This is a genomic window from Sorangium sp. So ce836 (genome assembly GCF_028553905.1).
Taxonomy (GTDB): domain Bacteria; phylum Myxococcota_A; class Polyangia; order Polyangiales; family Polyangiaceae; genus Sorangium; species Sorangium cellulosum_D.
Window position 1 is genome coordinate 6,549,221 of record NZ_CP102233.1, and the last position, 13,827, is coordinate 6,563,047.

A 13,827-nucleotide genomic window follows, 5' to 3' on the forward strand; every position below is an offset into this window, starting at 1 on the left:
ATGAGGAGACAAGCGCTCATCGCGTTCGCCGCGCTCGGCCTGCTCGGCGCGGCGTGCGGGTCGGATCCGGGGTTCGAGGGCGCGAAGGCGCCGAAGGTCGAGGCGGCTCGCAGGGCCGACGGCAGCATCGACGATCGCTCGCTGTGCGACTGGAAGGGCAGACCGGATCGCGAGGTGAGCGAGACCGCGGGGCCGGGCGCGATCCAGCCCAACGTGCGGCGCGTTTATCAGATCGTGGGCACCGGCGAGGATCGCCACCGGGCGCTCGTCTGCCGCGAGATCGACACAAACTTCGACGGGGTGAAGGACGTCGTCCGCAAGTACAACGACAAGGGCGAGAGCCTGCACGAGGAGTCCGACGCGAACTACGACGGCCGGATCGACACCTGGCTCACGTTCGCCAACGGGAGGCTGGCCGAGGTGAGGGTCGACTCCGATCGCGACGGCAACCCCGACGAGTGGAAGTACTACAGCGGCGGCAAGCTCGCGCGCATCAAGCGGGACACGAACCGCGACGGCAAGCCGGACGTGTGGGAGATCTACCGCATGGGCCGGCTCGAGCGGATGGGCGTGGACATCGACGCCGACGAGCGGGTCGATCGGTGGGACCACGACAACGAGGTGAAGCGCCGCGTCGAGGAAGACGAGCGCAAGAAGGAAGAGGAGGCCGCCGCGGCGGCCGCGAAGAAGGCCGCGGAGGATCAATCCGCCGCGGACAAGGCCGACGAGGCCGCGGGCGGCAGCGGGAGCGCGGAGCCCGCCAAGGACAAGAAATAGCGCGCGCCTCCTCCGGCCGGCCAGGAGGCCGATCCCGCCCGCCTGGCCTCGCCTGCGGCTCGCGCGCCCGGCGCTGCTGGGCGGCGGGCGCTCGCCGCCGGCGCCGTCTGGGCGCGCCGGCGTCGACGCCGGGCTCGGGCGTGAGGAGCGCGCGGAACCAACGTTGGTCGACGCGGCGCGAGGGGCGTGCTTATCAGAGCCGCCCGCCGGCATCGCAGCGTCGGCGCAGGTCTCGAGCACACCATGGAAGAACGTCTGCAGAAGATCATCGCGCGCGCCGGCGTGGCGTCGCGCAGGTCGGCCGAGGAGCTCATCCTCGCCGGGCGGGTGCGCGTGAACGGCCGCGTCGTCACCGAGCTCGGCCTCAAGGCGGACCGGCAGAAGGACCGGATCGAGGTGGACGGCAAGCGCCTGGTCTCCGAGGCGCCGGTCTACGTGGCCCTGCACAAGCCGCGGAACGTCGTCTCGACCTTGCGCGATCCCGAGGGGCGCCCGACAGTCGCCGACTACGTGCGCGGCACGGGCGCGCGCCTCTACCCCGTGGGTCGGCTCGACTTCGCGACCAGCGGGATCCTGCTGATGACGAACGACGGCGACTTCGCCAACGCGCTGCTCCATCCGCGCGGCGGTGTGCCGAAGACGTACGTGCTGAAGGTCCAGGGCGTCATGAGCGACGACGACCTCAAGCCGTGGCGCGAGGGGATCCGCCTGGAGGACGGCGTCACGCTGCCGGCCGAGGCGCGGCTGCTCCGCCACGAGGGCGACAAGACGTGGATCGAGGTGACGCTCCGCGAGGGCCGCAACCAGCAGATCCGGCGCATGGGCGAGGCGACCGGCTGGCCCGTGATGCGCCTGGCCCGGACGACGTTCGCGGGCGTGACCTCGGAAGGGCTCCGGCCGGGAGAGTGGCGCGCCTTGACGGTCGACGAGCTCCTTCACATCCGAGAGGCGTTCGGCGTGCCCAAGCGCATCCGCGGCGCGGTGATGGGCGCGTCGTCTGGACCGGTCGACCATCGCCGCGCCGCCGGCCTGGCCCGGTCGAGCGCGAAGGCGTCGCCTCGAGGCGCGCCCGAGGCCGCCGGCCCGTCAGCGCGCGGCCGTGGGCCTGCGGCGCCGCGGGCTCGCGCGCGGTCCGGCGCCGACGCCCCGAGCGCGCCCGGCTTCGGCCCGGCTGCGCCCAGGGCCCGCTCCAGGGCCACCGCCGACGCCCCGAGCGCGCCCGGCTTCGGCCCGGCCGCGCCGAGGGCCCGCTCCAGGGGCACCGTCGGCTCGCCGCCGGCGCCCGGCGCGGGCCCGGCCGCGCCGAGGGCCCGCTCCAGGGGCACCGTCGGCTCGCCGCCGGCGCCCGGCGCTGACCGCGCTAGATCTGCGCGAAACGCCCGCTCCGAAACGACGCCTCGAGCAGCTGAGACACGCGCGCCTCGAGCTCGCGGGCGCGGGCGTCGTTGATGCCGGCGAGCGCCTGCTTGATCTCGCCGAGCGCCTTCAGCTGACTGAACAGCTGCACATCGCCGAGCGCGGCGCCCCCCGTGAGGATCTGCCGGATGCGGTCGATCTCCGCGGCGAGCGCCTCCACCCCGACCCCGAGCGCGCCGACGCGGCGGCGTTCCGGGTGCTCGCGGAAGAACGCCTCCAGCACCGGCTGCACGATGCCCTCGAGGATCGCCGCCTGATCCTGGTTGTTCCAGATGTGCTTGAGCACGAAGAAATCGCTCGCGTCCGTGGTCTGACGGCCGTCGAGGTAGGCGCTCGCGGCGAAGAGCTTGAGCATCTTCACGACGCGGCGGTCCGAGAGCGATATCCCCTCGGCGCGGATCTGGAACACCAGCCCCTTGTAGGCCGACAGGAACGCGTCGCCGAAGTTCATCCGCGCGCCGAACCCCCGGCCGAGCTCGGCGAGCTCGCGCGCGGCGACGAGGGGGCGGAGCGGCTCGCCGGCCATGTGCCGGATCTCCTGCTGGATGCCGCGCTGGAGCAGCTCGCTGAAGTGGTAGGCGTCGAGGTTGTCGGACTGCACGCGCAGGAGGAAGCGGTCGAAGATCGCCGTCAGCGTCTCGTCGCCCGGCACCTCGTTCGAGGCCGCGAACACGCTGATGAGCGGGCAGCGGATCACCTGGCCGCCGCTCGAGAACTTGCGCTCGTTCAGCAGCGTGAGCAGCGCGTTCAGGATCGCGCTGTTCGACTTGAACACCTCGTCGAGGAAGACGATCTCGGCCTCGGGGAGCATCCCCGACGTGTTCCGGCGGTAGACGCCCTCGCGGAAAGCGCCGATGTCGACGGGGCCGAAGATCTCGTTCGGCTCGGTGAAGCGCGTGAGCAGGTACTCGAAGTACTGGGCCTGCATCAGCTCGGCGAGCGTGCGGATGAGCGCGCTCTTCGCGGTCCCGGGCGGGCCGAGGAGCACGCAATGCTCCCCCCCGACGACCGCGATCATGAGCAGGCGGATGATCTCGTCCTTGCCCAGGAACTGCCGCTCGAGGCTGTGGGCAAGGAGGCGCAGGCGCTCGTGGAGCGGAGCGGACATGAGGCGACTCCTCGTATCACAGGCCCGCCGCCCGGCGCATCGATCGGCGCATCGATCGCGCACATCGGTCAGCGCTTCGAGCCCCGTCGCGCCCCGTGCTTCCCCCGCCGGCGCCCGCGCGCCGGGCCATGGAACAAAACACAGAGGCCGGTGGGTCACACCGGCCTCGCTGGTCTGCTCGCTGTTGCAGAGCCTATGTCGTGGAGCGGGAGACGGGATTTGAACCCGCGACGTCAACCTTGGCAAGGTTGCACTCTACCACTGAGTTACTCCCGCAGATGTCAATCATCCAATTCAGAAATTCATTCTCGGGACAGCCGACTGAACCTCTGAAAGCGCTCGTCAGAGATTTCCTGATTCGCGCCGGGTCATCACCGGAGGGCGCCTCCGTCGATGCGTGGCGGATGAGTACCAATCGGCGTGACCAGAGTCAAGCTCTGAAGAACAAAACCTTAAAACTTCCGTCGCCGGCAGGTTGCACGGCCGCTCTGGTCGAGTATTGTGTGGCCATTGCGAGCGAGGGGGCTCGCCAAGCAGCACCGCGCAAGGTGCCGCTCACAAAAGCCTTCGCGTTCGCGACAGCGGCACCGTGTGGCGCGCTCTTACATCATAAGGGTGCCCGCCGCTCGGCGCGCTCTTGGTTGGCCTGGGTCGACCAGGCAGGTCCTTTGGACTTGGGGGGAGCATGAACGAACAGACTGCTTTGCGAGTGGACGTTGCGGAGACAGCGGCGCCGGTCCTTCAGAAGGAGTACCGGTCCGGAGTCCACGCCAAGCGACAGGATGACGACGGCGGGTGGGGGCTCGTCCTGATCGGGCTCGATGGTCCGCCGCGGATCGTGAGCCTCATGGACGGCGCCGTGATCGGCAGCGCCGCGCGCGACGGGCGCATCGAGGGGAGCGGGGTCGCGCCCGAGCACGCCAAGATCAGCGTCCGCTCGGACGGTTGTTACATCGAGGACATGGACACCCACGACGGGACGTGGGTGAACGGCGTCCGCGCCCGCCGCATCGGCGTGATGCACGGCGACGTGGTGCGGCTCGGCCAGCAGCTCGCCGTCTTCGTCGAGCGGCACCTCGCGCTGTACGACGGCGCGCCGTCGCGCCTCGGGCCGCTCGTGTTCGGCTCGAAGCAGCGCAAGGACTGGATCGATCCGGTGATGAAGCTCGTGCAGTCGGGCTCCAGCGTCTGCATCGAGGGCGCGCCCGGGGTCGGCAAGCGCACGCTCGCCCGCCTCGCCGCCGCGGTGCGCGAGGGCCTGGGCGAGACCCTGGTCGTCGACGGCGGCGCCGAGACGAAGCCGGTCATCCCGCCGGGCGCGCGGCCGATGACCTGGCTGGTCCTCGACGCCGATCGCCTGCCGCGGCCGCAGCAGCTGGAGATCGCGCACTCGGTCGGCCGCTCGAACGGCGTCAGCATCATCGCGACGACCGGGCAGCCCCTCGATCGGGCGGCCGGCGACGGGCGCGTGGCGCCGTGGTTCGCGTCGCTCTTCTCCGGCAAGCGGATCACGATCCCGACGCTCGAGATGCGGCGCGAGGACGTGCCGCTCATCGTGCGCGACATCGCGGAGCGCAACGCGATCGGCCTCGATCGCTTCACCCCGCAGCTCCTGGAGGCGCTCGTGCGCGCCGGCTGGCCGGGCGGCGTGCCGCAGCTCGAGAACGCCATCGTGACGGCGGCGCAGGCCTCGCCGGACGGCCCGCTCTCCGTCACGCCGATCGCGGGCTCGCTCGCGCGCGGCCCGCGGGTGAAGCCGAACCTCCCGCCGGCGACGGATCCGTCGCTCGCGCGCGCCCGCCTCGAGGACGCGCTCGCCCGCGCCAACGGCTCCGTCGCGTCGGCGGCGCGGGCCCTCGGCATGTCGCGGCAGGCGATCTACCGCGAGGCCGACCGGCTCGGCCTCGACATCGCGCGCCGCAGGGTCCCGCGCGGCTGAGCCGACCACCGCCGTACGCCAGGGAGCCTCGCGGCGCGACAGCGCCGGAAGGGGCTCCCGGCGCGCCCCACGACGACGCGCGTCGGACGAGCGCGCTTCACCCGTGACGACGCGCAGCGCGGCGGACGAGCGCGCTTCGCCCGTGATGACGCGCAGCGCGGCGGACGAGCGCGCTTCGCGCCATGACGACGCGCGACGCGCCGAGCAGACGCGCACCTTCACCCGTAGAATCCGAGCGACGTGTGGCTGACGATCGATCCCTCCTCGGGGTCGACGCACTGCTCGTAGTTCAGCAGCTCTCCGCGCGACGACGGCGGGAGGGCGCGGAGCAGCGTGTAGATGGGGCCTAGGCCGCAGACGCGGCGGGTGCCGAGGTCCTGGGCGACATCGGCGAAGAAGCCCGGCGGATCGACCGACGTCGCGCGCTCGATCGACGCGAGATCGCGATCGCGCAGCGCCATCCGCTGGCGCTCGTCGAGCGGCGCGGGGTCGCCGAAGCGCGGCCCGACGTGGGCGAGGTCCGCCCCAGCGATCACGAGCACGCGGCCGGGGCGCCTCGCCAGCGCGCCGCGGAGCGCCGTCAGGAACGACTCGGCGCCGTCGTCCTGCGCGGGGTCGCGGCGCCGCGCCTGGCACTCCGAGAGGCCGCAGAGGATGGGCACGATCGACGCCGCGCGGCCGCCGAGGAGGTGCCGCACGAACACGGCCTGGAACTCGATCGAGTGCTCGTTCTTGTGCAGGTACTGATCCTCGTGCACGTCGAAGCGGCTCGCCGCCGCGAGCTCGGCGATCATCTCGCGATCCGGATCGAGCGGGCCGAGCGGCGTCGCGAACGTCTTCTCGCAGACCGCGTACGGTCGACGCATCGGCGCGTGCGACGTCCCGAGCAGAACGAAGGTGTCGACCTTCTCCAGCCCCGGCGCGGCCAGCGCCTGCTCGAGCGCGGCGTAGGCGTGCCCGTAGCCGGCCGCGGCGCGCCAGAGGTCCATGTGCGGCGCGCAGAGCCCGACCATGCGCTCCGGCGCGCCCTGGGCCGCGGCGCGCGCCGCTCCGCCCTGCGGCCGCGCGACCCCGAGGCACTGGCGCTCGATGAACTCGGCGAGCTTCAGCCGATCGCCGTGGTACGCGCCGCCCGCGTGGGCGGCCGTCCGGATCGGCGCCGCGTCGAACGACCGCACGACGGTCCGCCGGCGCGCGTGGAACCGCGGGCTGTCCAGCATCCACGCGTCCTCCAGCTCGTCGGCCAGCTGCGCCACGTAGGCGGCGTCCACGCGCTGGCCGGTCGACCGGGAGGCGTCGCGCGCGATCTCGTCGATCGATCGCCGCCCGTCGAAGCGCGCGAGCACCGCGGAGCTCCCGGCGGGCACGACGACGGCGGACGGCGCGATGCCCTCGGTGTCGCGCAGCATCAGCGCGCGGCCGTGGCGCTCATCCTGGATGACGACGACCTCCAGAGCTCGAAGCTTCGGGCGCAGAGATGACATCGTTCGCGAGGATAGCGCGTGCGCGCTCGCCGCCCAGCGCGCGAAGCACGCGCGCCCGCCGCGGCCGAGGCGGCGTCCGCCGGTCGCTGGGCGGCTCGCCTCCGGGAAGGCCGCGCTTGTGCCGCGCGTCAGCGCTCCCGGCGCGCCCGCGGATTGCCGCTTCGCGGCGGCGCCGCGCGGCACTAGGCTCGCGCCTCGGGATCCGCCCGCTCCGATCCCGCCTCGCGCCGGCCGCCGTCGTGCGCGCGGACGCACGAGAGCTCGCCCTGACGAATGCGCCGCACCGCGACTCCTGAGCCGCACGCCCGTGAAGCTGATCTGCTCGCCGAGCTCTCGGCCGTGTACCGCGAGACGGAGGAGGTCTTCCATGGCTGGACCTGCCAGGCCTCGACCGAGTGCTGCCGGTTCGGCATCACGGGCCGCGAGCCGTACGTGACGTCGATCGAGCTCGCCGCCGTCCGGCGCGCGATCGCGGCGCTGGGCGGCCCCCGGGCGCTCCAGGGCGTCGTGCGAGCAGGCGGGGCTCTGGCGCCCGAGCCGACGGCGTCCGCCGGCGAGCCGGGCCGGCGGCGCGCGCTGCCGCAGGCGGCGGAGCGGCGGTGCCCGCTGCTCACCGACGCCGGTCGCTGCGCGATCTACGCCGCGAGGCCGCTCGGGTGCCGCACGTTCTTCTGCGATCGCGCCGCCGCCGGATCGCCGGTGCGCCACCACGACGTGACCCGGCTCGTGCGCAAGGTGCAGGAGATCGCGGCGCGGCACGAGCCGGGCGGCGACCTCGGCCGCCCCCTCACCCGCGCGCTCCCGGACGCCGGCCCGGGCGCCGCAGGTGGTCCGCCCAGGGCGAGCGGCGGGGCGCGCGCTCGCCGCGGCCGCTGACGCGCCGGCTCAGGCCGCTGACGCGCCGGCTCAGGTCCGCTCGACCGCCATCACGCCGGGGATCCGCTGCAGGCGCCGGATGACGCTCTTCAGCTGCGCGAGATCGGAGCAGAGGAAGGTGAACGTGTTCATCGCCCGGCCGTCGTCGCCCGCCCGGCACGTCGCCTCGCTGATGTTGATGCCCTGCTCGTGGAACGTGTGGCCGACCGTCGCGAGGATGCCCGGCCGGTTCGCCGTCATCACCTTGATCTGCACCGGGCGGTTGATCTTCGCGCGCGAGTCCCAAGAGATCTCCACGCGGCGCTCGGGATCCGTGTCGAACGCCTTGGCGCAGTTGCGGCGGTGGACCGTGATGCCGCGGCCGCGCGTGATGAACCCGACGATCTCGTCGCCGGGGAGCGGGTTGCAGCACTTCGTGTAGCGGACGAGGACATCGTCGATGCCGTTCAGGAGGATGCCGTGGCTGTCGCGCCCCGTGACCTTGCGGACGAGCGACTCGATGCGCCCTTCCTTGATCGACTCGGGCGGCGTCGTCGGGGTGCCCTTGTCGTTCTCCTTGGGGGTGGGCGCGAGGAACTCGCACACCGCGCGGACGCTCACCTTGCCGTAGCCGACCGCGATGAACAGCTCGTCGGCCGAGGCGACGCCGAACTTGTCCATGACCTTGCGCAGCTCGGCCTCGTTCTTGGTGAGGCGGCTCAGGCTCATGCTCCGCTGGTGCATCTCCTTCTCGAGGAGCTCGCGGCCGAGCTTGAGCGACTTCTCGCGCTGCTCCGCGCGCAGGTAGTTGCGGATCTTGGAGCGGGCGCGGCTGGTCGACACGTAGTCGAGCCAGTCCTTCGACGGGTGCTGGCTCGGGTTGGTCATCACCTCGACGACGTCGCCGTTCCGGAGCTTCGAGCGGAGCGGGACGATGGCGCCGTTGACCCGCGCCCCCGAACAGTGCTCGCCGACCTTCGTGTGGATCGCGTAGGCGAAGTCGATCGGCGTCGATCCGCGGGGGAAGACGCGCACGTCCCCCTTCGGCGTGAAGACGTACACCTCGTCCTGGAACAGGTCGACCTTGACGCTCTCCAGGAACTCGGCCGGGTCCTTGAGCTCCTTCTGGAACTCCATCAGCTGGCGGAGCCAGCCGAACCGCGCGGCGTCCTTCGGGTCGATGCCGCCGGAGTTGTTTTCCTTGTATTTCCAGTGCGCCGCGATGCCCTGCTCCGCCACGCGGTGCATCTCGTGGGTGCGGATCTGGATCTCGATCCGCTCGCGCCCGGGCCCGATGACCGTCGTGTGCAGCGACTGGTACATGTTCGGCTTGGGCAGCGCGACGTAATCCTTGAAGCGGCCGGGGACCGGGGTCCACTGCGAGTGGATGACGCCGAGCGTCGCGTAGCAGTCGGCGACCGACTCGACGAGCACGCGGAAGGCGATGACGTCGTAGACCTGGTCGAAGTCGCACTGCTGCGCCTGCATCTTGCGCCAGATCGAGTAGAGGTGCTTCGCGCGGCCGGTGACGTCGACCGCGAAGCCCTGCTCCGCGAGCTTGCCCGCGAGCACCTTCGAGACCTCGTGGATGTACTTGTCGCGCTCCTTCGCGGTCGTCTTGACCTTCTGCGAGAGGTCCGCCCACGCCTCCGGCTCGATGTACCTGAACGACAGGTCCTCGAGCTCGCTCTTGAAGCGCGCGATGCCGAGGCGGTTCGCGAGCGGGGCGTAGATCTCCATCGTCTCCCGGGCGATCCGGTCCTGCGCCTCGGGCTTCATGAACTCGAGCGTCCGCATGTTGTCGAGGCGGTCGCACAGCTTCACGAGGAGCACGCGGATGTCGCGCGCCATCGCCACCAGCATCTTGCGGAAGTTCTCGGCTTGCCGATCCTCCTTGGAGGCGAAGTTGATCTTCGAGAGCTTCGTCACGCCGTCGACGAGGAACGCCACCTCCTGGCCGAAGGTGTTCTCGATGTCGGTGGTCGTCGCGAGGGTGTCCTCGACGACGTCGTGCAGGAGCCCGGCGCAGACGCTCGCCGTGTCCAGCTTGAGCTCGGTGATGATCGCGGCGACGCTCGCCGGGTGGGAGAAATACGGGTCGCCGCTCTTGCGGGTCTGCCCCCTGTGGGCGTCAGAGCTGTAGGCGTAAGCCCGGGCGATGAGATCGACGTCTGCAGCCGGCTGGTAGGTCCGAACGCGATCGACAAGCTCCGTCAACGTCAGCATGAAGAGTTCGGCGGGCGCAATGCGCCCTCTCCCTTTGGCACGCTAACACCGCGATCTAGGCCCCGCAATTGTGTCACCATGCGCGTCTCCGGCGCGGGTCGCGCGCCGCCGATCCATTTCTCATCTCCCGCAGCGGCCGCCCCAGCCGCGTCCGTCGCCTCGGTTACGTCGGTCACGTCGGTCACGTCGGTCACGTCAGCCACGTCAGCTAGGTCGATTGCCCCAGTCGCGTCGGTCGTCTCGGCCGAGCGGGTCGCGTCGGTCTCGTCCGTTGCGCCAGTCGCATCCGTCGCATCCGTCGCATCCGTCGCATCCGTCGCATCCGTTGCATCCGCTGCGCCCTATGTTCATGGATTCCATGGAGCCGATCACCGCCTACGTCCACTTCCCCTGGTGCCTCAAGAAGTGTCCCTACTGCGACTTCGTCTCTTTCGCGAAGGCGCGGGAGGCGATCGATCACCGCGGCTATGCCGACGCCGTGCTGGCCGAGCTCCGGAGGCGGGCGGATGCGCTGGGCGAGCGCGAGCTCCGGAGCGTGTTCTTCGGCGGCGGGACGCCGTCCCTGTGGGAGCCGGAGGAGATGGGCAGGGTGCTGTCCGCCATCACCGCGGCGGCCGGCCGGCTCTCGCCCGACCTCGAGGTGACCGTCGAGTGCAACCCGACCTCGCTCGACGAGCAGCGGGCCCGGGCGTTCCGAGCGGTCGGGGTCAACCGTTTGAGCGTCGGCGTTCAGGGGCTCGACGTGGAGCGGCTCCGGTTCCTCGGCCGCCTGCACGACCCAGACGGGGGGCTCGGCGCGCTCGCGGCGGCGCTCCGGTCCGGGATGCCGCGCGTGAGCGGCGATCTCATCTACGGTGTCGCGGTGGGGACGGCCGAGGAAGCCCGGGAGCAGCGCCCGGAGCACGCCGCCGCCGAGGCGCGCGCCGTGGCCTCGACCGGCGTGACCCACATCTCGGCGTACAGCCTCACGGTCGAGCCGGGCACCTCGTTCGGAGAGCTGGCGCGGCGCGGGCGCCTGCCGCTCGCCGGAGACGACGGGGTGGCGGACACGTTCTTCGCGATCGACGAGGCGCTCGAGGCCGAGGGGCTCGCCCACTACGAGGTCTCGAATTACGCGAAGCCCGGCCACGAGGCGCGCCACAACCTCGGCTACTGGAAAGGCGTCGATTACGTCGGGCTCGGGTGCGCCGCCTACGGCACCGTATCGCGCCCGGATCCGCGCTGGGGCCTGAGATCGGCCGGCGCGGCGGACGGCGGCGAGGCGTTCGCGATCCGCTACCGGAACCTCGTGAGCCCGGACCGGTACATGGCCGCCATGGCCGAGGACGGCGGGCCGGTCCCGGTGGAGAGCGACGAGCGGCTCGCCCCGGAGACGCGCCTGTTCGAGCGGATCATGCTCGGGCTCCGGCTGCGCGAGGGGCTCGATCTCGAGGCGGCGGCGGCGGCGCTCGGGGTGCCGGCGTGGACGCCCGCGCGACGGCGGGCCGCGGACCGGCTCGAGCGCGCCGGCTGCCTGAAGGTCGACGGCGGGCGGCTCAGCGTCCCGCGGGCCGCCTGGATCTTCGCCGACGGCATCGCGGCCGACCTGTTCTGACGCCACGCCGCGGGCGCCGGCGCGGCGTGCTCGCGGTGGACGTCGGGCGCAGGCCGCGCTCCGATGCCGGTCCATGAGCCCCTTGCCGACGATCGAGGACATCCGCCGCGCCGCCGCGCGCCTCGCGCCGCACGCCCACGTGACCCCCGTCATGACCAGCCGGACGATCGACGGCATGGCGGGCGCCCGCGTCTTCTTCAAGTGCGAGAACCTGCAGCGGGTCGGCGCGTTCAAGTTCCGCGGCGCGTGCAACGCGGTCCTGGCCCTCTCGGACGAGGACGCGCGCCGCGGCGTCGCCACCCACTCCTCGGGCAACCACGCCGCCGCGCTCGCGCTCGCCGCCCGCATCCGCGGCGTCCCCGCGCACATCGTCATGCCCGAGAGCGCGCCCGCCGTGAAGCGCGCCGCCGTCGAGGGCTACGGCGCCCGGATCGTGACCTGCGCCCCCACGCTCCGGTCGCGCGAGGAGACGCTCGCCCGCGTGCTGTCCGAGACGGGCGCGATCCTGGTCCACCCGTACAACGACGCGCACGTCATCGCCGGCCAGGGCACGGCCGCGCTGGAGCTCGCGAGCCAGGTGGAGAACCTCGACGCCGTCGTCGCGCCCGTCGGCGGCGGCGGGCTGCTCTCGGGCACCGCCGTCGCGACAAGCGCGCTGTCGCGCGCGCGCACGGTCGGCGCCGAGCCCCAGGCGGCCGACGACGCGGCCCGCTCGCTGCGCGAGGGGAAGATCCTACCCTCGAACGACCCGACCACGATCGCGGACGGCCTCCGCACCTCGCTCGGCGAGCTCACCTTCGCGGTCCTGCGCGAGCGCGGGGTCGAGATCGTCACCGTGGGCGAAGAGGACATCGTCAAGGCGATGCGCGTCGTCTGGGAGCGGATGAAGATCCTCATCGAGCCGAGCTCGGCGGTCCCGGTGGCCGCCGTCCTGCTGCGCAAGGTCCAGGGGGCGCGGATCGGCGTCATCCTGAGCGGGGGAAACGTCGACCTGAGCAAGCTCCCGTTCGCCTGAGCGCGACCGCGGGCGCGCCGGCGTTGGGCGAGCTCCCTCGGCTCCCCTCAGCGCTCGCGCCGGCCCTGCCCGAGGCGCAAGGCGGCGCGCACGACGCTCGGCCCCGGACCGGGCGGCGCCGCCGCGACCGTTCGCCCGTCGGCGTCGAGGATGCGCGAGCCGCCCTGGCCGTCCAGCGCGGGCCGCGACGGCCCCCAGTTCGCGTTGACGATCGCCACGCGGTGGCGCCGCGCGAGCGCGGGCAGGAGCTCGGCGCGCGCGTCGCCCTCCCCGGGCGGATCGACCCAGGCCGTCGGGAAGAGCAGCAGATCGGCCGCGTCGAGCGCCTCGCCCGCGTCCTCGGAGAGGAAGTGGACGTCGAAGCAGATCGCGAGCGTCACCTTCACGCCGAGCAGATCGAGGACCGGGGTGCCGAGATCGCCAGGCGCTGCCCAGCGCTCCGGGAACCAGGGGTGGCGCTTGCGGTAGTGGCCGACGCGCCGCCCGTCGCGGTCGAAGACGAGCAGGGCGTTGTAGAAGCGGCCCCGGCTCTCCTCGACGAGCGGGCCCGCCAGCGCGATGCCGTGCTTGCGCGCGAGCTCGGAGAGCCGCCGCGCGGACTCGCCGTCGAGCGGCTCCGCGAAGCGGCGCAGATCGCTCTCGCCCCGCGGCGAGACGTAGCCCGTGACGATCAGCTCGGGCAAGAGCGCGAGATCGGCCCCGGCGAGCGCGGGCGCGCCGAGGAGACGATCGATCGCCGCGAGCGAGCCCCGGAGGTCGCCGAAGCGCTGCGGCAGCTCGAGCGCGACCGCGTCGAGGGAGCGGGCGCTCACGGCGATGGCCCGGCGCGCGCGCGCCGCGGCCGACCTGCCGCGGAGGCCGGCGGCGCTCCCGGCATGTCGACCAGCACCGCGCGCCGGAGGGTCACGGGGCGCGCTCGGCTCAGCGGAGGTTCTTCGTCGCCTGGAGCTGGTGCAGGCTCACCGCGAGGTCGACCTGGCGGCGCAGATCCGAGGCGATCCAGGGCTTCGTGATGATCCGGAAGCTCGCGCTCTCCCGGGAGATCTTCTGGATCTGCTCCACGTCGGTCGGCGCGCAGACGAGCACCGGGACGTAGCTCAGCCCCTGCCGGCGCAGCTCGCGCAGCAGCGCGAGCCCGCTGAAATGAGGCATCCGGTAGTCCGCGACGACCACGGAGGGCGGCTCCTTCACCGCCGCCGCGAGCGCGCGGCGCGGATCGCCGAAGGTGCGGACCTGGTAGCCGGAGCGGAGCGCCCGGTCCATGAGGTCCAGGTTGCTCTCCTCGTCGTCGACGGCGTAGAGGAGCGTTCCTTGGCCCCGGCCACTCGAGGGTGGCGGCATGCTGCCAGAATGCGGGGCATTGCCCATCAAGCGCGAGGGTATCAGACCTCGTCCTCTCGCACCACGCGCTCA

General features: G+C 72.4%; 11 protein-coding genes and 1 tRNA gene. 6 read left to right on the forward strand and 6 right to left on the reverse strand.

Going from position 1 to position 13,827, the window contains the following annotated elements; all coding sequences use genetic code 11:
• Positions 1-777, forward strand: a complete 777-nt coding sequence (locus NQZ70_RS23790) for a hypothetical protein (RefSeq protein ID WP_129576243.1) — start codon at positions 1-3, stop codon at positions 775-777.
• Between the two features lie 243 nt (positions 778-1,020).
• A complete protein-coding gene (locus tag NQZ70_RS23795) occupies positions 1,021-2,226 on the forward strand; it encodes a pseudouridine synthase (protein ID WP_129576244.1) in 1,206 nt (401 codons plus the stop codon).
• On the opposite strand, the gene NQZ70_RS23800 is transcribed toward NQZ70_RS23795, so the two are convergent.
• Both NQZ70_RS23800 and NQZ70_RS23805 read right to left on the reverse strand, forming a co-directional pair.
• Complete coding sequence (locus NQZ70_RS23800; protein ID WP_129576245.1) at positions 2,138-3,301, reverse strand: AAA family ATPase; 1,164 nt, start codon at positions 3,299-3,301, stop codon at positions 2,138-2,140. The two genes, NQZ70_RS23795 and NQZ70_RS23800, sit on opposite strands and share 89 nt — an antisense overlap.
• 201 nt (positions 3,302-3,502) lie before the next feature.
• Positions 3,503-3,577: transfer RNA gene (locus NQZ70_RS23805), tRNA-Gly, on the reverse strand.
• 409 nt (positions 3,578-3,986) lie between these two features.
• Between NQZ70_RS23805 and NQZ70_RS23810 the strand changes: the two genes are divergently transcribed.
• Positions 3,987-5,240 carry an FHA domain-containing protein gene (locus tag NQZ70_RS23810; protein WP_129576246.1) on the forward strand — a complete coding sequence of 418 codons (1,254 nt, stop codon included), beginning with the start codon at positions 3,987-3,989 and terminating at the stop codon, positions 5,238-5,240.
• 218 nt (positions 5,241-5,458) lie between these two features.
• Here the strand turns inward: NQZ70_RS23810 and amrB are convergent, their stop codons facing one another.
• Positions 5,459-6,724 carry an AmmeMemoRadiSam system protein B gene (gene amrB, locus NQZ70_RS23815; RefSeq protein ID WP_237245551.1) on the reverse strand — a complete coding sequence of 422 codons (1,266 nt, stop codon included), beginning with the start codon at positions 6,722-6,724 and terminating at the stop codon, positions 5,459-5,461.
• Positions 6,725-7,063: 339 nt separating this feature from the next.
• Between amrB and NQZ70_RS23820 the strand changes: the two genes are divergently transcribed.
• Positions 7,064-7,600 carry a YkgJ family cysteine cluster protein gene (locus tag NQZ70_RS23820; RefSeq protein ID WP_237245552.1) on the forward strand — a complete coding sequence of 179 codons (537 nt, stop codon included), beginning with the start codon at positions 7,064-7,066 and terminating at the stop codon, positions 7,598-7,600.
• A 30-nt stretch (positions 7,601-7,630) separates the two neighbouring features.
• Here NQZ70_RS23820 and NQZ70_RS23825 read toward each other — a convergent pair whose 3' ends face one another.
• On the reverse strand, positions 7,631-9,805 hold the full coding sequence (locus NQZ70_RS23825; RefSeq protein WP_129576249.1) for a bifunctional (p)ppGpp synthetase/guanosine-3',5'-bis(diphosphate) 3'-pyrophosphohydrolase: 2,175 nt from the start codon (positions 9,803-9,805) through the stop codon (positions 7,631-7,633).
• Positions 9,806-10,163: 358 nt separating this feature from the next.
• Here NQZ70_RS23825 and hemW point away from each other — a divergent pair, with 358 nt between their 5' ends.
• Together hemW and NQZ70_RS23835 are read left to right on the forward strand one after the other, a co-directional pair.
• Positions 10,164-11,399, forward strand: coding sequence for a radical SAM family heme chaperone HemW (gene hemW / locus NQZ70_RS23830; protein ID WP_237245553.1), 1,236 nt, complete (start codon positions 10,164-10,166; stop codon positions 11,397-11,399).
• Between the two features lie 73 nt (positions 11,400-11,472).
• Positions 11,473-12,414 (forward strand): pyridoxal-phosphate dependent enzyme, encoded by a 942-nt coding sequence (locus tag NQZ70_RS23835; protein ID WP_129576250.1) that lies wholly within the window; start codon positions 11,473-11,475, stop codon positions 12,412-12,414.
• 47 nt (positions 12,415-12,461) lie between these two features.
• Here the strand turns inward: NQZ70_RS23835 and NQZ70_RS23840 are convergent, their stop codons facing one another.
• Positions 12,462-13,226, reverse strand: a complete 765-nt coding sequence (locus NQZ70_RS23840; RefSeq protein WP_237245554.1) for a carbon-nitrogen hydrolase family protein — start codon at positions 13,224-13,226, stop codon at positions 12,462-12,464.
• Between the two features lie 109 nt (positions 13,227-13,335).
• Positions 13,336-13,755: a two-component system response regulator gene (locus NQZ70_RS23845; protein ID WP_237245555.1), complete on the reverse strand. Its 420-nt coding sequence runs from the start codon at positions 13,753-13,755 to the stop codon at positions 13,336-13,338.
• Between the last annotated feature and the right edge of the window lie 72 nt (positions 13,756-13,827).

Excerpts from the sequence above, each read along its gene's own strand:
- NQZ70_RS23810 (WP_129576246.1), top strand. The coding sequence starts at position 3,987 with ATGAACGAACAGACTGCTTTGCGAGTGGACGTTGCGGAGACAGCGGCG.
- NQZ70_RS23790 (WP_129576243.1), top strand. The coding sequence starts at position 1 with ATGAGGAGACAAGCGCTCATCGCGTTCGCCGCGCTCGGCCTGCTCGGC.
- NQZ70_RS23845 (WP_237245555.1), bottom strand. The coding sequence starts at position 13,755 with ATGCCGCCACCCTCGAGTGGCCGGGGCCAAGGAACGCTCCTCTACGCC.
- NQZ70_RS23795 (WP_129576244.1), top strand. The coding sequence starts at position 1,021 with ATGGAAGAACGTCTGCAGAAGATCATCGCGCGCGCCGGCGTGGCGTCG.
- NQZ70_RS23825 (WP_129576249.1), bottom strand. The coding sequence starts at position 9,805 with ATGCTGACGTTGACGGAGCTTGTCGATCGCGTTCGGACCTACCAGCCG.
- NQZ70_RS23800 (WP_129576245.1), bottom strand. The coding sequence starts at position 3,301 with ATGTCCGCTCCGCTCCACGAGCGCCTGCGCCTCCTTGCCCACAGCCTC.
- amrB (WP_237245551.1), bottom strand. The coding sequence starts at position 6,724 with ATGTCATCTCTGCGCCCGAAGCTTCGAGCTCTGGAGGTCGTCGTCATC.
- NQZ70_RS23835 (WP_129576250.1), top strand. The coding sequence starts at position 11,473 with ATGAGCCCCTTGCCGACGATCGAGGACATCCGCCGCGCCGCCGCGCGC.
- hemW (WP_237245553.1), top strand. The coding sequence starts at position 10,164 with ATGGAGCCGATCACCGCCTACGTCCACTTCCCCTGGTGCCTCAAGAAG.